The organism is Candidatus Aquiluna sp. UB-MaderosW2red (assembly GCF_900100865.1).
In the GTDB taxonomy this organism is placed as follows: domain Bacteria; phylum Actinomycetota; class Actinomycetes; order Actinomycetales; family Microbacteriaceae; genus Aquiluna.
Genome location: NZ_LT627734.1, coordinates 1,639,411 through 1,663,804, shown reverse-complemented (window position 1 = coordinate 1,663,804; position 24,394 = coordinate 1,639,411). Strand labels below are relative to the sequence as shown.

20 protein-coding genes and 4 tRNA genes are annotated in these 24,394 nt (G+C 51.7%); 18 read left to right on the top strand and 6 right to left on the bottom strand.

What is annotated here, in order from left to right:
• A partial coding sequence (locus BLP47_RS08530) for an ice-binding family protein (protein ID WP_091852729.1) occupies nucleotides 1–1,533 on the bottom strand: 1,533 nt, incomplete at its 3' end.
• Nucleotides 1,534–1,741: 208 nt separating this feature from the next.
• Complete coding sequence (locus BLP47_RS08340) at nucleotides 1,742–3,907, bottom strand: ice-binding family protein (protein ID WP_091852726.1); 2,166 nt, start codon at nucleotides 3,905–3,907, stop codon at nucleotides 1,742–1,744.
• Between the two features lie 406 nt (nucleotides 3,908–4,313).
• Between BLP47_RS08340 and BLP47_RS08335 the strand changes: the two genes are divergently transcribed.
• A tRNA-Tyr gene (locus BLP47_RS08335) sits at nucleotides 4,314–4,395 on the top strand.
• An 86-nt stretch (nucleotides 4,396–4,481) separates the two neighbouring features.
• Entirely contained in the window at nucleotides 4,482–6,575 is a 2,094-nt protein-coding gene (locus BLP47_RS08330; protein ID WP_091852723.1) for an MMPL family transporter, read from the top strand.
• Here the strand turns inward: BLP47_RS08330 and BLP47_RS08325 are convergent.
• Both BLP47_RS08325 and BLP47_RS08320 read right to left on the bottom strand, forming a co-directional pair.
• Entirely contained in the window at nucleotides 6,572–8,206 is a 1,635-nt protein-coding gene (locus tag BLP47_RS08325) for a glycoside hydrolase family 13 protein (protein ID WP_091852720.1), read from the bottom strand. The two genes, BLP47_RS08330 and BLP47_RS08325, sit on opposite strands and share 4 nt — an antisense overlap.
• Before the next feature lie 2 nt (nucleotides 8,207–8,208).
• Nucleotides 8,209–9,855 (bottom strand): glycoside hydrolase family 13 protein, encoded by a 1,647-nt coding sequence (locus BLP47_RS08320; RefSeq protein WP_091853124.1) that lies wholly within the window; start codon nucleotides 9,853–9,855, stop codon nucleotides 8,209–8,211.
• A gap of 211 nt (nucleotides 9,856–10,066) precedes the next feature.
• Here BLP47_RS08320 and BLP47_RS08315 point away from each other — a divergent pair, with 211 nt between their 5' ends.
• From BLP47_RS08315 to BLP47_RS08285, 7 genes are all read left to right on the top strand, one after another.
• The gene (locus tag BLP47_RS08315) at nucleotides 10,067–11,329 is read left to right on the top strand and encodes an extracellular solute-binding protein (protein ID WP_091852717.1); all 1,263 of its coding nucleotides are present in this window, start codon (nucleotides 10,067–10,069) and stop codon (nucleotides 11,327–11,329) included.
• A gap of 85 nt (nucleotides 11,330–11,414) precedes the next feature.
• Nucleotides 11,415–12,959, top strand: a complete 1,545-nt coding sequence (locus BLP47_RS08310; protein ID WP_091852714.1) for an ABC transporter permease subunit — start codon at nucleotides 11,415–11,417, stop codon at nucleotides 12,957–12,959.
• Nucleotides 12,959–13,807, top strand: a complete 849-nt coding sequence (locus BLP47_RS08305) for a sugar ABC transporter permease (protein ID WP_091852711.1) — start codon at nucleotides 12,959–12,961, stop codon at nucleotides 13,805–13,807. Before BLP47_RS08310 ends, BLP47_RS08305 begins: the two co-directional genes overlap by 1 nt.
• 54 nt (nucleotides 13,808–13,861) lie before the next feature.
• Nucleotides 13,862–15,049, top strand: coding sequence for an extracellular solute-binding protein (locus BLP47_RS08300; RefSeq protein ID WP_091852708.1), 1,188 nt, complete (start codon nucleotides 13,862–13,864; stop codon nucleotides 15,047–15,049).
• A 6-nt stretch (nucleotides 15,050–15,055) separates the two neighbouring features.
• Nucleotides 15,056–16,909: a glycoside hydrolase family 13 protein gene (locus BLP47_RS08295; RefSeq protein WP_091852705.1), complete on the top strand. Its 1,854-nt coding sequence runs from the start codon at nucleotides 15,056–15,058 to the stop codon at nucleotides 16,907–16,909.
• A 32-nt stretch (nucleotides 16,910–16,941) separates the two neighbouring features.
• Nucleotides 16,942–17,013, top strand: a tRNA-Thr gene (locus BLP47_RS08290).
• A 33-nt stretch (nucleotides 17,014–17,046) separates the two neighbouring features.
• Nucleotides 17,047–17,123: transfer RNA gene (locus BLP47_RS08285), tRNA-Met, on the top strand.
• A gap of 24 nt (nucleotides 17,124–17,147) precedes the next feature.
• On the opposite strand, the gene BLP47_RS08280 is transcribed toward BLP47_RS08285, so the two are convergent.
• The gene (locus BLP47_RS08280) at nucleotides 17,148–18,398 is read right to left on the bottom strand and encodes an ATP-binding protein (RefSeq protein ID WP_091852703.1); all 1,251 of its coding nucleotides are present in this window, start codon (nucleotides 18,396–18,398) and stop codon (nucleotides 17,148–17,150) included.
• Between the two features lie 157 nt (nucleotides 18,399–18,555).
• Here BLP47_RS08280 and BLP47_RS08275 point away from each other — a divergent pair, with 157 nt between their 5' ends.
• The 5 genes from BLP47_RS08275 to BLP47_RS08255 are packed head-to-tail and all read left to right on the top strand — an operon-like array spanning nucleotide 18,556 to nucleotide 21,280.
• Nucleotides 18,556–18,993, top strand: coding sequence for a MaoC family dehydratase N-terminal domain-containing protein (locus BLP47_RS08275; protein ID WP_091852699.1), 438 nt, complete (start codon nucleotides 18,556–18,558; stop codon nucleotides 18,991–18,993).
• Entirely contained in the window at nucleotides 18,993–19,409 is a 417-nt protein-coding gene (locus tag BLP47_RS08270; RefSeq protein ID WP_091852696.1) for a MaoC family dehydratase, read from the top strand. The genes BLP47_RS08275 and BLP47_RS08270 overlap by 1 nt, the downstream gene beginning before the upstream one ends.
• The gene (locus BLP47_RS08265; protein WP_157671614.1) at nucleotides 19,406–20,443 is read left to right on the top strand and encodes a UDP-N-acetylmuramate dehydrogenase; all 1,038 of its coding nucleotides are present in this window, start codon (nucleotides 19,406–19,408) and stop codon (nucleotides 20,441–20,443) included. Before BLP47_RS08270 ends, BLP47_RS08265 begins: the two co-directional genes overlap by 4 nt.
• Before the next feature lie 40 nt (nucleotides 20,444–20,483).
• A complete protein-coding gene (locus BLP47_RS08260; protein ID WP_157671612.1) occupies nucleotides 20,484–20,840 on the top strand; it encodes a type II toxin-antitoxin system PrlF family antitoxin in 357 nt (118 codons plus the stop codon).
• Complete coding sequence (locus BLP47_RS08255; RefSeq protein WP_091852688.1) at nucleotides 20,840–21,280, top strand: type II toxin-antitoxin system YhaV family toxin; 441 nt, start codon at nucleotides 20,840–20,842, stop codon at nucleotides 21,278–21,280. The genes BLP47_RS08260 and BLP47_RS08255 overlap by 1 nt, the downstream gene beginning before the upstream one ends.
• On the opposite strand, the gene BLP47_RS08250 is transcribed toward BLP47_RS08255, so the two are convergent.
• Complete coding sequence (locus BLP47_RS08250) at nucleotides 21,269–22,468, bottom strand: pyridoxal phosphate-dependent aminotransferase (RefSeq protein ID WP_091853122.1); 1,200 nt, start codon at nucleotides 22,466–22,468, stop codon at nucleotides 21,269–21,271. The genes BLP47_RS08255 and BLP47_RS08250 overlap by 12 nt on opposite strands.
• Nucleotides 22,469–22,681: 213 nt before the next feature.
• Here BLP47_RS08250 and BLP47_RS08245 point away from each other — a divergent pair.
• The 4 genes from BLP47_RS08245 to rplK all read left to right on the top strand — a co-directional run bounded on the left by BLP47_RS08245 (nucleotide 22,682) and on the right by rplK (nucleotide 24,319).
• A tRNA-Trp gene (locus BLP47_RS08245) sits at nucleotides 22,682–22,754 on the top strand.
• A gap of 21 nt (nucleotides 22,755–22,775) precedes the next feature.
• A complete protein-coding gene (gene secE, locus BLP47_RS08240) occupies nucleotides 22,776–23,039 on the top strand; it encodes a preprotein translocase subunit SecE (RefSeq protein ID WP_091852685.1) in 264 nt (87 codons plus the stop codon).
• Between the two features lie 10 nt (nucleotides 23,040–23,049).
• On the top strand, nucleotides 23,050–23,868 hold the full coding sequence (nusG, locus tag BLP47_RS08235) for a transcription termination/antitermination protein NusG (protein WP_249883339.1): 819 nt from the start codon (nucleotides 23,050–23,052) through the stop codon (nucleotides 23,866–23,868).
• Nucleotides 23,869–23,887: 19 nt separating this feature from the next.
• Nucleotides 23,888–24,319, top strand: coding sequence for a 50S ribosomal protein L11 (gene rplK, locus BLP47_RS08230; RefSeq protein ID WP_091852682.1), 432 nt, complete (start codon nucleotides 23,888–23,890; stop codon nucleotides 24,317–24,319).
• The last annotated feature ends 75 nt before the right edge of the window (nucleotides 24,320–24,394 follow it).

Genomic DNA, 24,394 nt, shown 5'->3' with positions numbered 1-24,394 from the left:
ACCAGAACCAGAACCAGAACCAGAACCAGAACCAGAACCAGAACCAGAACCAGAACCAGAACCAGAACCAGAACCAGAACCAGAACCAGAACCAGAACCAGAACCAGAACCAGAACCAGAACCAGCTACTGGTGCGACTGAGTTTGAAAAGATTGTCAAGTTGTTGTTGGCCAAAGTTATGGCCCCATTGAGCGAAAGCAGTTTGCCTGTGACTGACGCTCCGGCCCCAGCGGTTATTGCCCCAGTTGTTAGCACTGTCCCAACGAACTTTGTGCCTGCGGCCAGTGTTACGGCACCTTTGACTAGCCAAAACACATTTGCAGGCAGGGCACCATTAATAATGGTTATTTGACCGGCGGTTGCTAGGTCTAGTGCTCCACCGACTTGGATTAGAAAAACGGCATCCGCATTCTCTTGGGCGTCAAGAGTCAAATTACCGGTTAGCACTATCGCGCCCACTGATTTGTAGGACCCTGGAGTCAGAGTTAGCCCGATGGGGTCCGCAACGATACTTTCTACCGCAGCGAAATTAGTTGCCGCAAGGTATCCGGAGAGCAAGTCCACTTTGGCTTGCATCGCGGATTTATCACCTAAGTGCTTGACTCCGTAAGCCTGAGTTACACCAGCTTTTCCGGTGAAGGGCATTTCACGGCCCACACCAATATTCCCTGAGACACGGGTGGCGCCATTGTTTGTTAGTGCAGCTCCAGAAAATACGGCATAACTATCAGCAGTTTTCAAATTAATGGTGGATTTGGTGAGCTGGCTGGCGGTGATGCTTGAGGAAGATGGCGAACTTGTTGTGTTTGCGGGAGATGAAGGGCTTGTTGTGCTTGACGACGAAGCCGAGTTTGCAATGGGTACAAGAGAAATCCTGTTGTTCGCCAAAGTGACGGCTCCGATCAGCGAAAAAAGCCTGCCCTCCACTGAAGCCCCAGCTCCTGCCGTGATTGCAGCCTCGGTCAGGACTGTGCCGCTAAAGACTGACTCAGCCCCAAGTGTCACGGCTCCGGCGGTCTGCCAATATACGTTGTCAGCTGACCCACCGTTAATAACCTGAATGTTTCCCGTGGCAGCCAGGTTCAGTGCGCCTCCTACTTGAAAAAGAAAGACCGCATCCGAATTGCCCTGGGCGTCGAGAATCAAGTTCCCAGTTAGCGACAGAGCCCCCGCTGATTTGTAGGCCCCTGGGTGAAGGGTGAGCCCAATCAAGTCCCCAGCAATATCGGAAGTTGCAGTTTGTGATTTAGCCGCTAGGAGCGCGGTTTCCAGATCGGCTTTCGCTTGAGTGAAACCCGAAGTGCCAAGCTGGCTAATGCCTGACTGAGAAACGCCTGACTGGCCTGCAAAATCCAAGCTTGAAGTTCCGATGTCACCCGTGACCTCGGTCTGGCCGGTGTTGGTTAGGGCGCCGCCGGCCAGCACCGCGTAACTTGCGGCAGTGCCCAGATTGATTCTCGACATAGCCTGACTTGGCGCCAGGTTTGCGTAGAACGCAGCACTCGCCAAGGCAAGACAGGCAACAACGAACATTGCGAGTCTGGAAATTGAAATTGATCGCTTTTTAGCGTGAATGAGTAAAAGCCTAAATCCGAAGGATTTCTAGCTAGCCAAAGGGATGCCTCTGCTTGTTAGCCGTAGCCAGAGTCTAAGCGAAAGTTCACCATTTAGGTGGGATTGGCTCGATTGGATTTAATAACGATATGCTCTCAGCGTTTTGGGTTGCTGAGAGCGCTCCGAACTACTTAGTAGTTAGGTTTACCGTCTTCACTAATACTCGATCAATAAAGATGCGGACCACGCAGTCGACACCAAAGCCAACCGGCTCTACCCAGCGGTAAAGGTTGTCTGGTGCGGCCGGTATGGCCGGAACTATGACCCAGTCATTCCCAATTTTTGCGGTCAGTCGTTGACCTTGATACCCGAGGGCATAAATTGCCACGTAGCCCTTGAAAGAGCCGACGCTGATCTGCTGCAAAGCGGGGGCCGCTTGCCCGATGTAGATGGTGCGGGTAACCACAATATTGTCTTGCAAGGTGGCGGTGTTGGCGTCGCCGTCATAGGTGGCCGTGATGGTCCCAATCCCCTTATCGGTGGGGCTAAGAAATACAGTGAAGTTCGCCAATCCGTTTGCGTCGGTCTCTACTGGGATTCTCGATGCCACCCCTGGGCCAACGTACTTGATTGAAAACTTGCCTGCCGCTGCAGCGTGAACCTTATTCCCGAAGGGGTCTTTTAGAGAAACCGAGACTGAGAAGGCTGTCCCAGTAGCGCTGTCCGGGGTTTCGATCTTTAGCTCAGTGCCTGCTTTATCAGAGGCCTCATCGAACTTTATTACTTGAGCCCCAATGGCTGCCCCACTTCTGGCAATAAGCGTGTGTTCTCCAGAGACGTTAGATCGAACCTCTACTGAGTAGGCGCCGGTTGCCGAGGTGAGGGTGGAGATGGAACCAACGGCAAAGTTCTGGCGGGTGGAGCTGTGAAGTGATCCAGTACTAAACAGCAACCGCTGCCCACTCAGGGTAACTTCAGCGCCACCAAGAGGCCTGCCCTGTGCATCGGTAAGGATGCCGGTCGCGTTGTAGTACTCAAATTTGTTGTAAGAAGGTGGATTTACCGAAGCAAGCAGGCGAGCATCAACTGTTTGACCCTGAACTGTCTCTACCGCTGGAGTGGTGTCTGCTCCCACTGGAGAAGCCTGAATCGTGACGTTAGTCGCTATTACCCCAGAGGCGGTGCCCGAGTTTGCCGAATTGCCCGAAACACTCTTGATGCCAGAAATCAGGCCTGGCTTACTGGCCATGATGGTGGCTGTGAATGGAGTGCCCGAAGGGAGCCCTGAAACTGTAACGACTCCGGTAGCACTAATTCCAACCAAACCACCATTGGTCACAGCTCCGGTCCAGGTATAAGTCGGATCGTAATTGCTTATGAGAAACCTAACTCCTTCAGGAGTTGGGGTGGGAGTTGTCAAAATCGGAATAAGTCCTGAACTAGTTCCAGTTCCAGCGCCAGTGCCAGTGCCAGTGCCAGTGCCAGTTCCACCAGTGCCAGTTCCACCCGGGGGTATGACAGTGGTTCCGATACCGGCAAGTCCAAAGGAGGATCCTGGCCCACTGGTTCCAAAAAGAATGTAACCAGTTTGGGAGAAAATCCGGCCCTGCACCGAAGCATCCGCTCCGAGGCTCACGTAGCTGGAGGCCAGAATGTTGCCTGCGATGGAGGCGTTAGCTCCGAGCGAAACATAACCCCCAGTGAGCCAAAACACGTTGCTAGCTTTGGCACCGTTTACCAAGGTCACTCGGCTACTAGCCGCCGCGGCTAAATAGGTCGGGCTCTTGATGATGAACACTGCGTTGGAATCATTTCTGGCATCCAGGGTGATGGTCCCGGTGAGAGTCAAAAATCCTGCAGGAGCTCCGGAATAGACACCGGCTAAAAGAGTGGTTCCGCCGAGCTCAGAGCTAATTTCGGTCGAAGTGCGAGCGCTAGCATCGGCAATTGCCGCATCCATGGCAGACATGGCGCTGGAGAAAAGTGGCGAAACTCCAGGCTGGCTTGATTTCTGCGAACCCTCGATTTTGGTTGAAGCGCCATTGGTGATTGCAGCAACAGCATAAAGGCTTCCATTTATTGAATTACCAGCGCCCGTTGTGATGGCAGCTCCAGCGTAGAGGCTGCCCTCGTGGGTGCTGGTGGCACCTGTGGTGATTGCAGCACCGGCACCAATATCACCATTGATGGTGCTGGTGGCACCAGTGGTGACATAGGTCTTGGCCAGAACCGCAAAGTTAGCCGCGCCAGCAAGGTTCACACCAGTCGGGGAGGCCGCGTAACTCGGGGAGGCTGTTATTCCAACGACCCCCAGGGTCAAAAGGCTAGTTATTGTGAAAAAAGAAATTGACATCCGAAAATCGGACTTCGTTTTGGAGAACACTTTTAGTTACCTAAAATCTTAGGATTTATAGCCATGTCGCGATCTGTCACGATTAGTTAGCCGTGGTAAAAAGAATACACCTTTACTTAAGCTAATTAAGCAACACTTTCCGATCAGTTTCGTTTTTTCTTGTCAATTGATTTTCCACTGACGAAAAATTAGAAGAATTAGCTGGTCACTTTGTGTTCGGTCAGATGTGTCAATTGCGGCACAGAAGTTTAATCCCCATGCCCCGTCTTCTTTGTTGGCGGTTAGCGGAAACATACCCATCTTTTTTGGCCAGTTGAACTAAAGCTCACAGCTGGTTTCCAACCAAGGCATTTTGCCGATAAACTTTGGAAGCATCGCATTCGCCTCCACGCGAGTGCGGTGCGCTGGCAAGTTACCCAAGCGGCCAAAGGGATCTGACTGTAAATCAGCTGTCATCGACTTCGTGGGTTCGAATCCCTCACTTGCCACTAAACCCCGAGAAATCGGGGTTTTTAGGTTTTGGGGGTCCCACTCTCCCGATTTGTATTTCCTAGAAAAAAACATCGGAGCATAAATGAACGGCTTACTGAAGTTTCTAACTGGCAAAAAAACTGCACCGGTAACGATGCTGATTGGTTTGATATTTGCAGTGCTGGCCTTTGGGGCACTGAATACCGAATCCGAGGCCACCACCCCAACTAACGGCTTGCCAGATAGTGAGGAGTCGGTTCAGGTCTCTAAGTTCCAAAACGAGCTGCCAGCCAATGATGGCTCGGCAGTTTTTATCGTTTACGCCTCCGATGCCAAATTCTCCGAAGCTCAACTTTTATGGCTGCAAGGGGAGTTTGATCCAGTAACCCAATTGCCAGCTGGTGGGGCCAGCGAGAAGTTTGTTGAATTTACTAATTTAGAGGTGGGGGGCGCGAAATTCGTGCCGCCTGCGGTGATCTCTGAAGATGGCACCACGGCCTTGATTTCGGTTCCCTTGGCCCAAAGCGATGACTTTGATGTCACGATTCAGAGGGTTGATGCCATGCGCGAGGTTGCGCCCCAAAACATGCCGGCGGGTATCTCGGTTTATGTGACAGGCCCCGAGGCGTTTATCAAAGACATCGGGTCAATCTTTTCGGGCGCAAACTTTAGTCTTTTGGCGGTCACTGCTTCTGTCGTGGCGCTGCTTCTTTTGATTACCTACCGTTCTCCAGTTTTGTGGTTGATTCCATTATTGGTTGTTGGGGTGGCCGATGGCATGGCCGGGATCTTGGCCAGAAGGGTTGCCGAGGGGCTTGGCTTTACACCCGATGCTTCGGTAACCGGAATCTTGTCGGTGCTGGTGTTTGGCGCTGGGACAAACTATGCCCTGCTACTAATTGCGCGTTACCGAGAAGAGCTCTTGACCTATGTTGATAGGCGCGAAGCGATGCGAGTCGCACTTCGTGGCGCAGGCCCCGCCATCTTGGCTTCCGGTTCAACGGTTGCGGTGGCACTGGCATTGTTGCTACTGGCGGAGATTGAGAGTCGCCAGGTTTTAGGTCTTGTGTCAGCAGTAGGCATCGTGGTGGCGATGATTGCTGGGCTTCTAGTTTTGCCTGCTGCACTAGTGATCTTCCCACGCGGAATCTTTTGGCCACTGATTCCCAAGGTGGGAAGTAAAAACCCCTTTGAAAATTCTCTTTGGGCCAGACTTGGCCGGGGTGTTTCAAAGCGCCCAGTAATAGTTGCCTCAGCCGGAGTCGCCATTTTGGCCGTTTTGGCCACCGGGGGCCTAGGCATAAAAACCGGCTTGAGCGCAAACGAAATCTTTATCGAGAAACCAGAAGCCGTGGTGGGTCAAGAGGTCTTGGCAAAGAGCTTTGCAGCAGGTTCTGCCACTCCGACTCAAATGATTATTTCCAACCCGCAAGTTGATCAGGCGATTGAGATTGCCCAGGGTGTGGCGGGTGTTGATCAGGTCAGAACTGGAGCGACCAATGGCAGCATCACCCAGGTAGATGTTGTGCTTGCTGCTGATCCAGAATCCGCCGAGGCGCTCTTGATTATTCGCGAGCTAAGAAGCGCGCTGGATATTTTGCCTACCGAGGCGATCGCGTTAGTGGGCGGTCAAGATGCCAGCACTCTAGATGCTGAGGATGCCACCGCCCGTGACCAAGCGCTTTTGATTCCCCTGATTCTGATCTCAGTGTTCCTGATCCTGATTCTTTTGTTGCGGTCACTTTTGACCCCGGTCCTTCTGTTGGTTGCAGTGGTCGGCTCTTTCTTTGCGGCAGTGGGCGTGAGCTGGTTTATCTTCCAAAACATATTTGGGTTCCCCGCCCTAGATCTAACCGTGTTTATCCTGGCGTTTCTATTCCTTGTGGCACTTGGGGTTGACTACAGCATCTTTCTGGTCACCCGTGCCCAAGAAGAGGCCCGCAAGCATGGCACGCGAGAGGGCATGCGGATCGCCCTTGGTGCAACCGGTGGCGTTATTACTTCAGCTGGAATTTTATTGGCTGCGGTATTTGCGGTGCTCGGGGTGTTGCCACTAATTGCCTTGGCACAGGTCGGAACCATAGTTTGCATCGGAGTGCTCTTGGACACTCTTTTGGTCAGAACAGTAATTGTGCCGGCGATGGCGTTTATCTTGGGTAAAAAGTTCTGGTGGCCAAGAAAAGAATTTGCCGACTAAACCTTGAGGTAGCAGCTGGCGTGAGCCGGAAGTAAGCCCTCAAATAATTCGGCGCTGGCTAGCAACAACCTTCCTGCGGGAAGCCGTTTTGGTATGTCTGAGAAGTTGTGAATTATTAGTGTCTCGCCATTTTTATAGCTCAAAAGCTCGCCTTGATTCACCCAATCAAAAGAGCCTTCACCGAGTTTTAGTTCGTTTCTTAGCCGCAGGGCCGCCTTATAAAACTCGAGGGTCGAGTCGGCCACATTGAGTTGCTGGTCTCTGGAAAGGGCTTTGTAGCTTGAGGGTTGTGGTAGCCAAGATGCTCCGGTTTCACTAAAACCATTTGATTGGTTGCCCTTTTCCCAGGGAAGCGGGACTCGAGAGCCGTCTCTGCCTAGTCTTTTGCCATTGGTTCTTAAAAAGGTTGGGTCCTGGCGGTACTCATCCTCGAGGGTGGTGTGATCTGGCAGCCCGAGCTCTTCACCTTGATATAGGTAGCTGGCTCCGGGAAGGCCAAGCATAAAAAGGGTGGCACCCTTGGCGATTGCCAGCCCGGTTTCATTATCAGGCTGGGGGTCATTAATTCCAATGCCATCCGAGGCTGTGGCTCGGCCGTAATTACCACCGAACCTTGAGACATGTCGCATCACATCGTGGTTATTCAAGACCCAAGTGCTCGGAGCTCCAACCGAGTCGAATGCCTCAAATGATTCGTCTATCGCACTGGTGATGGCGGCTTCATTCCAACCGGCATCTAGAAAACGGAAGTTGAAGGTTTGGTGAAATTCATCGGGCCTAACCCAAAGCGCCATCAAGCTAAGTGGCAGAACGTAAGCCTCGCCACACATTGCCCTTTGGCCAGGGTAGCTCTCGAGGATCTTGCGCCAGTCTCTAAATATCTCATGGACCGAATCCTGAAACCACATCGGCGGAGCTTCGCGACCCTCAATAAACCCGGCACCGGCTTCATCGACATAGGGGTGATCTGGTAATCCAGCCGCTTTGGCCATCGCATGCGGCTGATCGACTCGGAAACCATCAACACCGCGATCGAGCCAGAAGCGAAGAATCGCTTCAAATTCACTTCGAACTAGAGGGTTCTCCCAGTTCAGATCGGGCTGAGAGGAGTCGAAGAGGTGCAAAAACCACTGGCCATCTTCACACCTGGTCCAAGCCGGCCCGCCAAACATTGAGAGCCAATTATTTGGTGGCAATTCGCCATTATCGCCGAGGCCATTTTTGAAGTGGTAGTACTCGCGTTCTTTGGAACCAGGTTTGGAATTCAGGGCATCTTGAAACCACCGGTGCTGGTCTGAGGTGTGGTTTGGAACCAGGTCGATCATCACGCGCAAGTTTTTTAGGTGAGCCGTTTTCATCAGTTCATCAAAGTCAGCGAGCGTACCAAAAAGTGGATCCACGTCGCAATAATCAGCCACGTCATAGCCGGCATCTTTTTGTGGTGAAGTGTAAAACGGGCTCAGCCACAACGCATCAACACCGAGATCAACAAGCACATCTAAGCGTTGGGTAATACCCCTAAGGTCTCCGATGCCATCTCCACTGGAATCCGCAAACGACCTCGGGTAAATCTGGTAAATAACTCCCGAGCGCCACCACTTGTATCCTTCGATGGCAATGTGCCGGGCCATTTTTAGAGTTTGATCCAGACCACTTGGTCGTGCTCAAGTACCTCTTCCACCAATAGGTCGTGCTGAGTGGTTGCTAATAGCTCACCGGCCGGCATTGAGATGGCACTGCCGGTGAAGTTTGCCAACACTAAGACGCCATTATTTTTATAGGCAAGCGAATTCTCAGAGGCGTGTTCCGGGGCCCAAATTAGTTCACCGTTACCCATGTCGAATTCTTTGCGCACCTTTAGCAGACGCTTATAAAGCTCAAGGGTTGAGCCTGCAATGCCCTCCTGAGTGTCCCTGGCGTAACGCTGGTAACTTGCCGGCTGCGGCAACCAAGACTCTCCGGTCTTATTGAAACCAAAGGCCGGTTCATGAGCCTCCCAGGGGATTGGGACTCGGCAACCGTCGCGACCAACCCGCTCGCCCTTAGTTCTGAAGAATGTTGGGTCTTCACGATATTTGGCTTCGATGGTGGTGTGTTCTGGAAGGCCTAGTTCTTCGCCCTGGTAGAGGTAGGCCCCACCAGGTAAACCCAGCATGAATGCGGTGGCAGCTCTGGATACTCGCTGGCCCTTGGCCTCATCGGGCTGCGGGTAATTCGGCCCTATTCCATCGCCCTGTTTCGGAACTTTGTCATAACCCATGCGGGTGGCATGACGAATCACATCGTGATTCGACAGCACCCAAGTGCTGGGAGCGCCAACTGCTCCAAAACCGATAAGTGATTCATTTACTACTGTTTCGAGTTTTGCCTTGTCCCAAGGAGTCTCTAGGTAGTTGAAATTGAAGGTCTGGTGATATTCGCCAGGCCTAACCCACTTGGCCATCTTTTCTATAGTTGGCAGCCAAGCTTCGCCACACATCGCGCGATCGTCATATTCATCTAGCACGCTGCGGAAGCGGCGATTGATGTCGTGCACCGCATCTTGGCCCCAGAACGGGTGAGCCTGGGAGTTTTTATCTTCTAGACCGGTCATGGTGCTCAGGTTTTGCTTGAGATCAGGCAGGCCAGGAGCTTTTGCCATGCCGTGAGCGACGTCGATTCGGAACCCCGCCACGCCGCGGTCTAGCCAAAAGCGCAACACTGAATCAAACTCGAGTTTGACCGCCTCGTTCTCCCAGTTAAAGTCCGGTTGCGAGCTGTCGAAGATGTGCAAATACCACTGCCCTAATTCGCCATTTGGCTCTGTGATTCTGGTCCAAGCCTGCCCTCCAAATACTGACTCCCAGTTGTTTGGAGCCAGTTCGCCCGAATCGCCTTTGCCATCACGGAACATGTACATGTCGCGCTCCGGAGAGTTGGGCGCGGCCTTGAGAGCGGCCTGGAATAGGGCATGCTGATCAGAGGAGTGGTTTGGCACTAGGTCCACAATCACCCGGATTCCTAAAGAAGTGGCCTTTTCCAACATGGTATCGAAGTCACCCAGGGTTCCAAATAGCGGATCGATGTCTTTATAGTCGCTGACGTCGTAGCCGGCATCTTTTTGAGGAGAGCGAAAAAACGGTGAAAACCAAACCGCATCTATCCCCAGTGAGGCCAATGAGTCAAGGCGTTGAGTAATGCCCTTCAGGTCACCCATGCCATCGCCATCGCCATCGGCAAACGAGCGCGGATAAATCTGGTAGATGACGGCAGACTGCCACCACTTCGCTTCTGTGGGCATTGAAAACCACTCCTTGATCTGAGTCAAACTGTAAACGCTTGCAGGCGTGCAGGCCCCTTAGCTATTGACGCCTAGGTTACTAGCTTCCAAACGGCAAAGAAACTCGTAATCATTATGTTATAAATCTTATTAATAATGCCTTGACTGTAAGCCTTTACAGAGTGTTTATATTATCCAGCCGTCGCAACGTTGCGACGAAATAAGGAGAAAAATGAAATCAAAGAAGGTTGTTGCGCTAGCCCTAACTCTCGGCTTCGCTGCTTCATCTTTATTAGCACTGCCTGCCTCGGCGGACGACAAGGTCATCACGGTTTGGGCAGATGAGTCTCGCGGTCCGAACCTGATCAAGGTGCTTGGAACACTAGACGATCAAAAAGGCGGCGAGTGGGTGCCTGGTTACAAGATCAAGGTTCAAGCATTCTCAAGCTTTGACGCTTTGAAGCTTGCGGTCGACAACGTGACCAAAGATGGCCCAGACATCATTGTTGGCGCCAACGACTGGGTTGCAACCGGCGCGGCTAATGGAAAGCTGGCCCCATTCACACCGTCTGCGGCAGTTCGCAAGGCCTTCAACGCGAACAACTGGTTTGACCTTACCTACAAGGGCAAGATCTACGGTGTTCCAGTTGACATCAACAACGTCGCCATGCTGGTAAACACCAAGCTAACCGGCAACAAGAAGCCCGAAACCTTTGGTGACATGGTGAAGCTTTACACCTCGACCAAGACCAAAAATAAGTTGGTTGCCGGGCTATGTGTGGCTGGCGGAGGCATGTCTTTCGGTGCCCACCCAGTGATTAGCGCTCTAGGCGGCAACGCCTACACGATGTTCTCTGGAAAAGTGAACTCGAAAGCGACTCCAGTTCCAGCGGCTGTTGCAGCAAACATCCAGAAGAACCTGCTTGGAGCAAACGGCAAGAGCAATGGCTTTTTCCCAGCCACCGACACTGGCTGCAAGGACAACTTCCTAGCAGGAAAAGTTCCTTACGCAATCATCGGAAACTGGGAGTGGAAGGATTACACCATGAAGGGTTTCTCAATGAATAACCTCATGTCGGTTCCAGGGGTCACCAAGGGCAAGTTTGGTTCAGCCTTCGGAAGCGTCAGTGGCGCCCTTCTCACTTCTTTCGCCAAGACCAACGGAAATGATGCGGCTGCTAAGTCGCTTCTAACCCGCTTCTTCGCCTCAAGCGGTGGACAGGTTATTTACCAGAACATTGAGCAGCGCCCGCCAGCCAACAAAGAGGCAGCATCTCAGGCTGGAGCCGCTCAAAAAGGCTTCGGCAACGCAGCAGCAGTAGCGTCGATCCCGCAGATTGGCAGCATCTTGAATGGTGCTGCTGGCGGAACGTCCTACTGGGACGCACTTCCTGCATTCTGGGATGACGTTCTAGTCAAGAACATTGCACCAAAAACAGCAGTGACGAAGTTGAACGCCATCTTCGTAAAGAACCGCGCGGCCGGTCTCAAGTAACCACTTGAAATTGAAAGGCTGAAAAGCAGGCTCAGAAGGGTCCCTTGACCCTTCTGAGCCTGCCTAAAACCCCGATCGGGAACTCATGAAGTTATTCAAAGGCACCGCCTTGGCGGTGACGCTAAAGATCATATTTGTCAGCCTCACCCTTGCCTTTTTAGGCACAATCGCAATCAGTGCTTTTGCAGCTGGCGAGTACGCAATTGCTATCTTTGTAGCTTTGGCCATAGGCATCATCGCCGTTGTCTACTTCACCTCAATTTCTGTCCCGATGAAGTTTTTTATCCCGGGTATTTTGCTTCTCACTGCTTTTGTTGCGGTGCCGATTGGCTACACCCTGGTGATGTCCGGTTTTCAGTTCAAAACGGGAAACTATGTTGATAAGCCTCAGGCTCTGGAGCGGATTCAATCCGACTCATTCGTGGCGGACGAGTCAGGTCTTAGTTTTGATGTCGTAATTGGTGAAACTTCAGATGGCCAATTGGCTCTTTTAGCCACCGACTACCTAAGCGGCGAATTCTTCTTAGCTACCGACAATAAAATCACCCCGCTGACCCAGGACATGGTGACCTTAGATCCAGATCTGGGAATCGCCGTTAACACGCCTGGGTTTGAAAAGCTCACCGAGGATCAGCTGGCGGCTCAGGGTGAGGCCCTGGCTCAGGTCAAGTTCGCTGGTCCGGAGGGCTTCTTCCTGGGACTTGAAGGTTTTGAGGTTGCCATCCCGTTCAAGCCAGCCTATGAATATGATGCGACATCCGACACCTTTAAAGCTCTGGAAACCGGGGCTATCTACGTAGATAATGGCCGCGGCAATTACGAGAATGTTGCGGACACAGAAGACCGCCTTTCACCAGGCTGGCGCTCGCCAATTTGGTTTGAGAACTATTTCTCTCTTTTCACCGATGACAACATCCGAGGTCCATTTATCGGAGTCTTTATTTGGACGATGATATTTGCTGTTTCAACCGTAGTAACCCAGTTTGCACTTGGACTATTGGTTGCACTGGCGCTAGACAAGCCCCTGATTGGGCGTCGCTTTTACCGTCTCATCATAATTTTGCCCTATGCGGTACCAAGCATCATGAGCATCCTGGTTTGGGGAGGGATGTTCGACACTGAATTCGGCGCCATTAACGCACTATTTGGCACCAAGATCGCGTGGTTCCTGGATCCAAACTTTGCTCGGGCGGCGGTCTTAGTGGTGAATCTCTGGCTGGGCTTTCCGTATTTCTACCTGATTTCAAACGGGGCCTTACAGGCAATTCCTCCTGAGTTGGCTGAGGCTGCGACTATTGATGGAGCCAATGGCAGGCAAATCTTCCGGCTGATCACCTTGCCGCTTTTACTAAAGATGCTCACACCGCTTTTGATTGCGTCTTTCGCGTTCAACTTCAATAACTTCAACCTGATATTTTTGCTCACCGGGGGCGGACCTAGAAATGCCCTGGACGGCGAGATAGCTGGTGCGACAGACATCCTGATCAGCTACACCTACAGAATTGCCTTCGGTTCTTCGGTTCAGGATCTGGGGCTGGCTTCAGCAATTTCCGTTGTGATATTTATTTTGGTTGCTGCTATTTCCCTTTACGGAATTAGGCGCTCCAGAGTATTGGAGGAATTCATCTAATGGTTTGGCTAAGAGAAAAAGCGTGGCGTCACCTGGTAGCTATATTTGCCGTTCTGTTTGCGCTGTTCCCGCTTTATTTAGTGGTGCTGACATCATTCCGCTCGAGTGGTTCGCTGCAGCTAACTTCGTTTTTGCCCACTGAGTTTTCGCTTGTGAACTACGAAAAACTTTTCAACGACCCGAACATCCCCTACCTGCGCTGGATGTATAACTCTTTGTTCATAGCCGGTTCGGTCGCGATTATCTCGGTTGTGATCGGTGCTGCCTCCGCATTCGCATTCAGCCGGCTGCGGTTTAAGGGTAAAAAGCTGGGGCTTCAGGCGCTGCTGTTGATTCAAATGTTCCCGGCGATTTTGGCGATTTCCGCTATTTATTTGATCATGGAGGGAATCGGCAATTTTGCACCCGAGTTTGGGTTAGGAACCCAGAATGGACTTATTCTCATCTACCTTGGCGGTGCAATGGGCGTCAATATTTGGCTATTGAAGGGTTTCGTGGATTCAATTCCGATTGAGATTGATGAGGCGGCAAAGATAGACGGTGCCAGTGCGATGCAAACCTACTGGCAGATTTTTATCCCGCTGGCTGCGCCGGTATTGGCTGTTGTCACATTATTGAGCTTCATCGGGACCTTTAACGAGTACATCTTGGCCAGGCTGTTTTTAGTGGACATGGATATTCGGACCGTTGCGGTTGGTCTACAGCAGTTTGTTTCGGGGCAGTATTCAGAGAACTGGGGAGCCTTCGCGGCTGGCTCGATTCTGGCTTCCATACCGATTGTTTTGATATTCTTATCACTGCAGCGCTTCATTATTAGTGGGCTCGCTGCCGGGTCCGTGAAGGGCTAAGGGCCTCTTCTTCATTCATCTGGCATTATTGGGTCGGTAGCTAGACGGGAAATCATGCGCAAGGTAATTATTGGTTCGAGTTTGCTTGTTCTGGCGCTCACGCTAACCGGATGCCAGAGTGTGCAAACGAATCCCGATGCCGAGCCTTCTTTGACCCAATCTAAAGTCAGGGAGCTGTCATCGATTGAAGTGTGGGCTGGTGAAGAGCTGCTCGAGTCGCTAGCAGCAGCGGCCAAGCAGTTTCAGGCAGATTATGGGGTTTCGGTCACCGTTACCCAAAAAGGCTTTTTTGATATTCGTGACGAGATTGAGACTGGCCTAAACCCCCCTGATCTTTTCGCTGGCAGCAGCACCTGGGTCAGGTCGCTCCAAGATAAAGGCTTGATTTATCCAGTCCAATCCGAGCCGGCCCTCGAGTTTCAAGCCCCGAGCCTTCGGTCATTTGGCTATCAGGGCAAGCAGTTTGGCTATCCATACGCCGCCGAGAATATTGCTCTAATTTGCAACTCAAATCAGGTGCCGAATCAGCCCACTGATTGGAGCCAGGTTGCGACCAAAGAGGCCCCGTTGCCGGTGCTCGAAAACGGTGACCCTTATTACCTTTATGCCCTGCAGGCATCTTTTGGTGCGAGCGTGTTTTTGCAGGATGAACTCGGTGACGATCTTGCAAAGCTGAATTTTGGTGGTCCCGGGGGTTCGGCTTTCGCGAACTGGCTGGGGGAGAACAGGAGCAGTTTCAAACTGCAGTCCAGCCAGGCGGCCGTGAACAGTTTTTTGAATAACGAAGCAAATTGCCTTTTGGGTGGTCCATGGCTAATACCCCAACTGGGCGATGCTATTCCTTTGGCAATCTACGATGTTCCAGCGCTTCGAGAAAGTCCAGCCACTTCCTTTTTGACAACTCGCGGGTTTTTTATCACCCAAGCCTCTTCGGCAAAAGAGACTGCTGAATTATTTCTGAGTGAGTATCTTGCTTCGGGCGAGTTTCAAAAGCTGGTTTATTTGACCTCTGGGCAGCAGCCGGTAACCGAGGCGTTCTTAGGTGAGATTGATTCTTCAACCACCAGGGGCTTTATAAAGGCGGCCAATACCGCGGTGCCGTTACCGACTCTCGAACAGCTTTCCCAGATTTGGTTTGAGTGGGGATTGGCTCAAGTCAAGATCATCCAGGGAGCTTCCGACCCAGATTTACTGTGGAGTGAAATGGCTCGAAATTTGGCCAGCAGGCTAGGACTCGAGTAAATATAAATGGCAGTAATTAACCACCTAGCTCACACTCCCCACCATGATGGATCAACCCTCTATGTTCGGAACCAGTCGCCGAAAGTAGGGGAGAAGCTAAAGCTAAAAGTGCGAATTCACTCATCGCTTGGCAAGGTAAGTCAGGTCCTGATTCGCCAAAGCGATTCTGGTGAAAACTTTCTAGCCCCCAAACTAAAAAAGATTTACACCCGCCACGGTTGGGATTGGTACGAGGGGTCGATTGAAATGTTCAACCCCCAGGTCCATTACCGCTTTTTTATTGAGCTTGAAGATAACAGCAGCTTTTGGCTCAACCCGCTTGGTTTGCACGAGATTGACCAGCCTGATCGAGATGACTTTAAAATAAACACGCATCCAAAAGCGCCGAAGTGGGCTACCGGATCCGTGCTCTACCAAGTGTTTCCAGATCGCTTTGCCAGAAGTACCGCGGCAGCAAAGCGTGAATTGCCGGATTGGGCAATCCCCAAAGCCTGGGGCGATGAGGTTATCGGCCAGGGCCCCGGCACCTCGCAACAACTCTTTGGCGGCGACCTAAAGGGTGTTGAGGAGCACTTGGATCACCTCAAAAAACTTGGTGCCAGCATTTTATACCTGACTCCCTTTTTCCCAGCCGGGTCAAACCACCGCTACGACTCTTCCAGTTTCACCCAGGTTGATCCGCTTTTGGGCGGAAATAAGGCACTGAGTGACTTGGTGAAAAAGGCCCACTCGATGGGGCTAAAGGTGATGGGAGATTTGACCGCGAATCACTCGGGGGATAAGCACGAATGGTTTCAGGCAGCTTATAGAAACCCGAAGGCTCCAGAGTCTGAGTTTTATTACTTCACCAATAAGAACTCCGAATATGACAGCTGGTGGGGAGTCAAGTCGCTACCAAAGTTCAACTGGAACTCGGCAGAACTCAAGAGGCGTTTCATCTTGGGCAAGCAGTCGGTCGTGGCCCGCTGGCTCAAGGCTCCGTTCGAGCTGGATGGCTGGCGCATCGATGTTGCAAACATGACCGGCAAAATTCGCGGTGATGACTTTAATCAAGAAGTAGCTAGGACCATCAAAAATACGATGGATGAAATAAACCCGGACACATTTCTAATTGGCGAATTTACCTCGGATGCGGCCAATTTGGTTCAGGGCGATAGTTATCAGTCCACCATGACTTACGCCAATTTCACCAGGCCGACCTGGCGCTGGCTATGGGATCCCAGCCAAGAACTCGAAGAGAATCAAATGGGGCCGGGTCGCAAGGGAATCTCGGGCACTCAGTTCATGCAGCTGCACCAGAGCTTTGCCGGCACATTCCCTTGGCAGCTCAGAATGCACAACCTCAATGCCTTGGATACTCACGACACCGGAAGGTTCAAGACGTTTGCAATTCAGGGGGCGCAGCGAGTTGCCGCCGGTTTGCAGTTCACATTCCCCGGAATCCCGATGATATTCGCCGGTGATGAGTTTGGTTTGGATGGATATAACGGAGAGAACTCTCGAACTCCGATTCCTTGGAATAACGAGCGTCCCTTTGATTCCTCTATGATTTCAACCTATTCGACCCTCGCTGCGCTTAGGAAAAAGCACCGCGCACTGGTTGAGGGTTCCATGCGCTGGCTCTACACCTCGAAAGAGGCGATGGTTTTTATTCGCGAATCCAAGACCGAATCAATCCTGGTAATTGCCGCAAGGGGTAAAGATCGCAAGATTGAATTTCCAAAAGATTCTCTAAGTGGCGCGGAAAATGCTGAGAACCTATTCGGAAATGGGGTACTCAAAGTGGTGGGTGGAAAGATTCGCTATGAGTCGGTCGCACTAGATCTTCAGATTTGGCGGTTGCCGAGCGCCCACCGCTAGTGGTAATCTTTTGCGGTCGCCTTTTAGGCTTCGCCCCGATAGCTCAGTGGTAGAGCACTTCCATGGTAAGGAAGGGGTCGACAGTTCAATCCTGTCTCGGGGCTCGTTCTTTGGTGAGGTCACTTGCTTTAGTTCGTGGCTGAGTAGCTCAGTTGGTTAGAGCGCACGACTCATAATCGTGAGGTCGCGGGATCGTGCCCCGCCTCAGCTACCAACATTTACAAAACCCCTACGGGTTTCAACTAAAATCAATCGCCCCGAGGGGGACCACGGCCACGCCGTTAGGCAGCGTCAAGATGTTTTGGCCAGCAGTAATGATTATTTTTGCTTTCACTCGACCCCCGAGAGACTTTTCCAGCGCCTCTAAGTGGCCTGACTCTTTGACTCCGGCAGCTGATAATTTAACCTCAATTATCGTCAGGTCGCCATTAGCAGCCTCCAGAATTAGATCAACTTCTGAGCGGCCGTCCCACTCGCGATAGTGGCTTAGGGTGCTTTGGTTGAGAGCTGCATGGGTCTTTAGGTGAAGAGTGACCAGTGACTCAAAAAGCTGCCCGAGTATCAATCGGTTTCCGCTCCCCGGGTGCCCGAGCATTAGATGACTTGAATTCAATCCCAGCAGCGAAGCGGTGAGGCCCGGATCCACCAACCCGTGTTTGGGACCCTGATGCACCCGTCTAAGTGAGCTGGCGGCCAATGGGAACGCTTCCACATCATCAATAATCCGAAGCAGTTTTAATAAGTCAAAGTAAGAATCAGTGGTGTTTCGCGCCGGCGTGGAATCGGAATCCATTCGAGCGGCCTTGCGAATGCTTTCATAGCTCGCGGTGGTCGCTGTGGCTGCAGCATAGGAGCGCAACCAATTCCTAAATGCGATCGGTCTGCGCACTTCGGCACCGATATCTTGCAAGTCACCCTCGGACATTATCGCTAGGTAGCTGAAAAGCTCAAACCTGGCCTGCTCTTCCGGTAGATCAAAGAAGGCCGGAAAGCCGGAGGTGACAATTGCGCGAGCGTAATCTTTGAGCTCCAGTGATGCCCGAGTTGAAACTGGCTTTAGACCCTTGGCTAAATCTGACATCATGACTTTGAGTTCTGAGATGCCACGTTCTTGCAGCGTCATAGTCCTGAGTCTCAAGTAGCTGAGCCTTCCAATGCCAGAATGCGGCATGCTTGCTGGTCGCGAGCCAGCTAGCAGGAAGTGTCCCGGTTGGCGATTTGCATCTACCGATCTTCGAACCCCGCCAATAATCTCTGGGGCCAGGTGCCATTCGTCAATAAAAATTGGCGGAGTGCCCGCCAGGATTTCATCGGGCTGCGTTTGAGCCAGCTCTCTGATGGCTGGAACTTCAAGATTCAAATATGCGCTGGATCTGGACTTGCCCAAAGTGGTCTTACCAACCCCTCTTGGACCATCGATAACCACGGCGGGTGAGAAGCTCATCAGGTCATCTAGGGCTGGCTCGATCAGGCGCTTTACTTTATTCATCCTGCCCTTACTATACAATAAACACACTCACTACTATACAATAAACACACTCACTACTATACAATTCACACACTCACTACTATACAATTCACACACTTCTGAGCACTGGTCCCGGTTGCTTGGGATGCGCACGATGAGCTTGGAGTAGCCTTATTCGATGGTCAATCCAGATATCCAAGGCAAGCGCTACCCAAGAACGCCAAGCTATTTAGTAGGTCGCGAAAAAGTGCGCGAATTCGCTAGAGCTGTGATGGCCCCCAAAGAGTGCCTTGACCTGGAGTTTGCCAAGGCTAACGGCCATGCAGACCTGGTTGTCCCAACGACTTTTCCTGTCGTTATTCAAGAGCAGAGTCTCGCGGTAGTGCTTGCAGACCCAGAAGCCCAGATTGATTTTTCCCGAGTGGTCCATGGTGAACAGAAGTTTGTCTACCAAAGACCCATCATCGCGGGCGATGAGCTCACCAGTGAGCTCACTGTCTCAAGCGTCAAGAGCCTTGGTGGGAACCATATGGTTACCTTCGATACGGAGATATTTGATTTAGCTAACAAGCTGGTCTGCACTGCAATATCGACACTTGTGGTTCGGGGTGGCTAATGGCTGATTATTCCAAGTTGGAAATTGGCGAAGTGATTGCCGAAGAGAGTTTTTCACTAACTCGAGATTCTTTGGTGCGGTATGCCGGGGCTTCGGGGGACTTTAATACCATTCACTATCGCGATGACATTGCCGAATCGGTTGGCCTACCGGGGGTGCTAGCTCACGGCATGCTAACCATGGGGCTCGCAATTCAGCCGGTTGTTGCATGGCTCGGGGACGCCGGCAAGATTATCGACTACGGGGTTCGATTCACGAGGCCGGTTGTCGTGCCAGCCAATGGCGAAGCCGTGCTTTTGGTTATTGCAAAAGTCGCCGCTCTGGAAGAAGAAACTCGCAGGGTAAGAATTGATTTGACTGTGACATTTGAAGAGAACACTGTTTTGGGTAAAGCCCAGGTTTGGGTGCAGCTTTGACTCTGATTAAAACTTCGGCGCTCGCCAATTACACCACCATCAAGGTGGGCGGTGTTCCAGCTAGCATGAACGTTTGTGAAACCGCCCAAGAGCTCTACGAAGCCGCAATTGAAGCTTGGTTGAGTGATGAAGAATTTCATGTCCTAGCAGGAGGGTCAAACACCGTTTTTGCTGATGACCTGCGCGATCTAAACATTATTTTCGTCGCCAATAAGGGCATCGAAGTTGTTTCGGAAACTGAAACCGAAGCTTTGATTCGCGTGCAAGCCGGTGAGTGGTGGGATGATTTTGTGGCTTGGTGTGTCAGTCGTGGCTATGCGGGGGTTGAGGCAATGAGTGGGATTCCTGGCTCAACAGGGGCCACTCCGGTGCAAAACGTGGGCGGCTATGGTCAAGAGGTTTCGCAAGTCATTACTCAGGTTGAATTCTTGGATAAAGCAACCCACCTGGTAGAAATCAAGCCTGCCTCTTTCTTCGAATTCAATTATCGTGATAGCGCCCTAAAGCACGAGCTTCAAGGCGTAATCGGTTGGGTGGAATTCCGGCTGCAAAAACTAGGTGGCATGAGCGTTCCGATGGCCTCGGGTCAAATCACCAATCACCTCGGCGAGCCTTACGGGTCTCAACTGCCCTTGCAGGTGGTGCGCGACACCGTGCTTCAGCTTCGAAGCTCGAAGGGCATGGTTGTAAAGCCCGAGGATTTTGACAGCGTGAGCTGTGGCAGCTTTTTTACAAATCCCGTTGTGAGCTATAACAAGGCTTTGGAGTACCCGGAAGACATGCAGCGCTGGGAAATGGAATCGGGAGACGTGAAGCTCTCCGCTGGCTGGCTGATTGAGCAGGCTGGATTCCCCAAGGGCTACAGCCTCCCCGGTTCCAATGCCGGAATATCCGCTAAGCACGCCTTGGCAATCATAAATAAGGGTGGCGCCAGTGGCACCCAGATTCTTGAACTAGCGAGACTTATTCAGGAGCGAGTAGCAGCTCGCTGGGGGATAAACCTAGTCCCCGAACCAAACCTGATCGGTTTCTAAAAAAGTAGCGATGGTAATGCAAATGCATTACCATCGGGTCATGAAGAATCCTTTTCGTTTTTTAGGTGTCTCAAAGCTCACCGATCGGTTTCAAACCACGATCCCTGCTTTTGTTCGTCAGGAGCTCGGGCTCAACAAACGCGACACAATTGAGTTTCTCAAGTCGGATGATGGCTATATCGTCCTGGGTCGCAGAGAGCCTAAGGCGCCCGAGTCTCAGGAGGAATTTTCTCCAACTCTTTTGGCCTGGCTCAAATTCATCGAGCAGGACCACGAAAATCACCCGGAGCAACTCAAGCCTCTAGGAGAGGTGATGTTTGCGGAGATCGATGCTCTTGTCGGTGATGTTGAGGTGGACCTCGATCAGCCTTTGGACCCGAACGATGATCTCAGGTGATGAAGCTCGGTGCGCAAGACGGCTGGCAGCTATTCGGGGACCGTCATTTCGAGATCGCTTACCAAGACTTGCGAGAGGGTGCCATGAAGGTCTTGCATGAGGAAAATTTTAAGACATCTAATCAAGCCAAAAGACTGAAGGCACTCTCTCGTATTTTTAGAGAAGTTGTTCCCTCAAATCCTGCGGGCAAAGAATTTCAATTAGGAAACACTTTAGGCTCGACTAATCGTGCATGGAGACGAGCCAAGTTTCTCCAGCAATATCGATTATTTTTTAGGTTTGATTCGAAATCGAAGATCATCATCTACAGCTGGTTCAATGACGAAGAGTCCTTGCGAGCGTATGGTTCAAAAACAGATGCCTACTTGATTTTTGAAAAGATGTTGGAGCAGGGCGACCCACCAAGCAATTGGGAATCGCTATTGGGCTCAGCTAAATAGCTTCTGCAGTCTTTGAATGCCTTCTAGCAACTGGTCATCGCCTAGGGCATAGCTCAGTCTTAGATATCCGCTCGGTCCAAAGGCTTCACCCGGGACCATTGCAACCTCTGCCTTTTCTAGGGCAAAATCAGCAAGTTCCAGAGAGTTGTTCAGCATTACGCCTTGATAGCTCTTGCCCAATAGGCCCGAGACGTCTGCGTAAACATAGAAGGCACCCTTTGGCATCGGGGTCACAAGCCCTGGAATCCTATTCAGCTCATTGACCGCAAGCTGGCGCCTTCGGTCAAAAGCTAGAAGCATGTCCTTTACGGGGGCTTGGTCTCCGGTGAGGGCGGCTATGCCAGCACGCTGCGAGATGTTGGAGACATTGGAGGTTAGGTGAGACTGCAGGTTGTTCGCAGCTTTAGCGGCATCTACCGGGCTCACCATCCAGCCGAGTCTCCAACCGGTCATGGCATAGGTCTTGGCAACCCCGTTGACCATGATCGTTCGGTCCGCAATTTCAGGAACCAGTTCGGTTATTGAGTGGGCGTAGGCCCCGTCATAGGTGAGGTTTTGATAAATCTCATCGGACACAACCCACAGGTTTGGCTTTGAGGCAACCCAGTTTCCGATGTCGAGAATCTCTTGTTTTGTGTAGACGGCTCCGGTTGGGTTCGATGGTGAGCACATCAAAAGCGCCTTGGTGTTTTTGTTATAGGCGGCTTCTAATTGGTCGACGGTGACCTTATAGTCTTTATCGCTACCCGCAAACACGTCGACCTGCTTGCCTCCGGCAAGCTTGATTGCCTCAGGATATGTGGTCCAATAAGGGGTTGGCACGAGCACTTCATCACCCGGATCAAGGATCACCGCGAAGGCTTGGTAAACCGCTTGCTTGCCACCGTTGGTGACAGTCACCTGGGTCGCAGAAACCTCGGTGCCGGAGTCGGTTTTGGTTTTGAGGGCAATTGCTTCGCGCAATTCCGGGAGCCCTGCGGCAGGGGTGTAGCGGTGGTTTTTGGGGTCCCTAACGGCCGCAAGTGCTGCCTCGACTATGTGGGCAGGGGTTGCGAAATCCGGTTCTCCCGCGGCGAAGGAAATGACGTCCTTGCCCTGGGCCTTCAAGGCTTTTGCTTTGGCGTCCACTTTAAGAGTTGCGGACTCGGCGATGGCTGCGATTCGTTTTGAAATGCGGGATTCACTCATGGTTTCTAGAATACTTGGAAGCACTGGCTCTTAGCCTAAAAAGCCCTTTGCATTGTGTGGGTTTAACGCCTAAACTCTTTTAAGTTGACATCTGCCGATAACTAATCTGGCGACAAATTCACTAATAGATACCAATCTAGAAGTGTGTCTTCGCTGGGTGGCACTTGAAACCAAGCCTTGTGCCTATTTCGGTTGGTGGCGATGGCAACATCTAGGGCGGTAGTTCAATTGGTAGAGCATCGGTCTCCAAAACCGAAAGTTGCAGGTTCAAATCCTGTCCGCCCTGCGTTTTAAGGAAAGGTTACAAATGGCAGAAGAGAACGAGAGAGCCTCGGAGGACCTGGTCGAAGTAGCGAAATCAGACGCTAGCAAGACTAAGAACCCTCTGCAGCGAGCTGTGCTTTTTATCAAGCAGGTGCTTGCCGAGCTCGGCAAGGTAACCAAGCCGAGCCGCAAAGAACTCATCAACTTCACCGGCGTGGTGCTCGGGTTCGTGGCCGTTGTGATGGTCATCATCTCCGGTTTGGACTGGGTGTTCCTAAACGTCGTAACCTTCGTATTTGCAGGATAAAGAGGATCAATTGTCAGATTTAAATTTCAGCGACGATTCAGTCGTTAGTGAGCCGGTGGAAATTGCCGAGCCTGCTACCGACGAGAACGTCGACCTAGACAACACCGATCTAGCCGAGGCTAGCGATGAAGCAAGCCACGAGATGGATGGCTTCCACATCGAAGAGGCCCCCACCGAGACGGCGGAAGAAGTGCCAGCGCCCATCGAAGAAGACCCGTATCACAAATTTCGCCAGGAGCTTCGCGAGCAGAGTGGCAAGTGGTATGTAGTCCACTCCTATGCGGGTTACGAGCGCAGGGTCAAGCAGAATATTGAAACTCGCAAGGCGGCCCTGGTGGGTGGCGATGAGATTCTACAGATCGAAGTTCCAATGGAAGAGTCCATTGAGATCAAAAACGGTCAACGCAAACTTGTTTCCAAAGTTCGCATCCCCGGCTACGTGTTGGTCCGAATGGAGATGACCGAAGAGAGCTGGTCACTAGTGCGCCATACCCCGGCCGTAACAGGTTTTGTCGGAAACTCGCAGCACCCCACTCCACTAAGGCCAAACGAAGCTTTTGAAATGCTCAAGCCGCTTTATACCCCGGAAGAAACCGAAGAGGTTAAAAGTGCTAAGGCAAGCGGCAAAGCCAAGGGCAAGAGCATTCCCATCAAAATCGATTTCTCGGTCGGCGAATCCATCCTCATCAAAGATGGTTCCTTTGCCGGTCTTCCAGGCACCATCTCGGAGATCAAGCCAGAATCTGGCAAGGTCACCGTACTGGTTTCACTATTCGAGCGTGAGACTCCAGTTGAGTTGTCCTTTGACCAGGTCGGCCCACTGAACTAACCCACAAAGAAAGAAAAAAATGGCACCCAAGAAAAAAATCACAGCTCTGATCAAGCTTCAGATCAATGCTGGCGCTGCTAACCCAGCTCCGCCCATTGGACCTGCACTAGGTCAGCACGGTGTGAACATCATGGAGTTCTGCACCCAGTACAACGCAGCCACTGCTGACCAGCGTGGCAATGTTGTTCCGGTTGAGATCACCGTGTATGACGACCGTAGCTTCACATTCATCCTCAAGACCCCGCCAGCTGCTGAGCTAATCAAAAAGGCAGCCGGAGTTCCTAAGGGTTCAGGCACCCCGCACACCGTCAAGGTCGCGCACCTAACCAATGATCAGGTCATGAAGATTGCTGAAATGAAGATGTCCGACCTAAATGCGAACGACATCAACCAGGCAGCAAAGATCATCGCTGGAACTGCTCGCTCCATGGGCGTAACAGTAGATCTGTAAATCAATAACCAAAAACTAACCAAATAGTCGTGGGATGGGTCGCGCTGACCCGGACACCACAACTGTGACCAATTA

What these genes read in the sequence shown, in the direction of transcription:
- BLP47_RS08340 (WP_091852726.1), bottom strand. Translation starts at nt 3,907, where the DNA reads ATGTCAATTTCTTTTTTCACAATAACTAGCCTTTTGACCCTGGGGGTC.
- BLP47_RS08325 (WP_091852720.1), bottom strand. Translation starts at nt 8,206, where the DNA reads ATGGCCCGGCACATTGCCATCGAAGGATACAAGTGGTGGCGCTCGGGA.
- BLP47_RS08315 (WP_091852717.1), top strand. Translation starts at nt 10,067, where the DNA reads ATGAAATCAAAGAAGGTTGTTGCGCTAGCCCTAACTCTCGGCTTCGCT.
- BLP47_RS08310 (WP_091852714.1), top strand. Translation starts at nt 11,415, where the DNA reads ATGAAGTTATTCAAAGGCACCGCCTTGGCGGTGACGCTAAAGATCATA.
- BLP47_RS08330 (WP_091852723.1), top strand. Translation starts at nt 4,482, where the DNA reads ATGAACGGCTTACTGAAGTTTCTAACTGGCAAAAAAACTGCACCGGTA.
- BLP47_RS08295 (WP_091852705.1), top strand. Translation starts at nt 15,056, where the DNA reads ATGGCAGTAATTAACCACCTAGCTCACACTCCCCACCATGATGGATCA.
- BLP47_RS08300 (WP_091852708.1), top strand. Translation starts at nt 13,862, where the DNA reads ATGCGCAAGGTAATTATTGGTTCGAGTTTGCTTGTTCTGGCGCTCACG.
- rplK (WP_091852682.1), top strand. Translation starts at nt 23,888, where the DNA reads ATGGCACCCAAGAAAAAAATCACAGCTCTGATCAAGCTTCAGATCAAT.
- BLP47_RS08260 (WP_157671612.1), top strand. Translation starts at nt 20,484, where the DNA reads ATGAAGAATCCTTTTCGTTTTTTAGGTGTCTCAAAGCTCACCGATCGG.
- BLP47_RS08280 (WP_091852703.1), bottom strand. Translation starts at nt 18,398, where the DNA reads ATGAATAAAGTAAAGCGCCTGATCGAGCCAGCCCTAGATGACCTGATG.
- BLP47_RS08275 (WP_091852699.1), top strand. Translation starts at nt 18,556, where the DNA reads ATGGTCAATCCAGATATCCAAGGCAAGCGCTACCCAAGAACGCCAAGC.
- BLP47_RS08305 (WP_091852711.1), top strand. Translation starts at nt 12,959, where the DNA reads ATGGTTTGGCTAAGAGAAAAAGCGTGGCGTCACCTGGTAGCTATATTT.
- BLP47_RS08255 (WP_091852688.1), top strand. Translation starts at nt 20,840, where the DNA reads ATGAAGCTCGGTGCGCAAGACGGCTGGCAGCTATTCGGGGACCGTCAT.
- secE (WP_091852685.1), top strand. Translation starts at nt 22,776, where the DNA reads ATGGCAGAAGAGAACGAGAGAGCCTCGGAGGACCTGGTCGAAGTAGCG.
- BLP47_RS08270 (WP_091852696.1), top strand. Translation starts at nt 18,993, where the DNA reads ATGGCTGATTATTCCAAGTTGGAAATTGGCGAAGTGATTGCCGAAGAG.
- BLP47_RS08250 (WP_091853122.1), bottom strand. Translation starts at nt 22,468, where the DNA reads ATGAGTGAATCCCGCATTTCAAAACGAATCGCAGCCATCGCCGAGTCC.
- BLP47_RS08320 (WP_091853124.1), bottom strand. Translation starts at nt 9,855, where the DNA reads ATGCCCACAGAAGCGAAGTGGTGGCAGTCTGCCGTCATCTACCAGATT.